The following is a 331-nucleotide window of genomic DNA, read 5'->3' as shown; positions in this document are numbered from 1 at the left end:
CATCTCAGTACCCACAGGAAGAGAAAACAACAGTGATTCCGTGAGTAGTGGCGAGCGAAAGCGGATGAGGCTAAACCGTGTGGATGTGATACCCGGCAGGGGTTGTCCATGCGGTGTTGTGGGGTCATTCTTCTCAGTTCTGCCGGACTGGGCGAGAGTAAGAAACCAACGTGTTAGTTGAAGTGGTCTGGAACGGCCTGCCATAGACGGTGATAGTCCGGTAAACGAAAACATGTTGGCTCTCGTGAGTGATACCCGAGTAGCAGCGGGCCCGTGAAATCTGCTGTGAATCTGCCGGGACCACCCGGTAAGCCTGAATACTCCCTGGTGA

Annotated in this window: 1 rRNA gene; it reads left to right on the top strand. The window is 54.1% G+C overall.

The features are described from left to right. A 23S ribosomal RNA gene (locus ACSVDM_RS30840) occupies positions 1–331 on the top strand; the annotation flags it as partial.

The sequence above is a fragment of the Nocardia sp. JW2 genome, assembly GCF_051843015.1.
Classification (GTDB): domain Bacteria; phylum Actinomycetota; class Actinomycetes; order Mycobacteriales; family Mycobacteriaceae; genus Nocardia; species Nocardia coubleae.
Note: the sequence above shows the minus strand (reverse complement) of the source record. Positions and strands in the feature narration are given on the sequence as shown.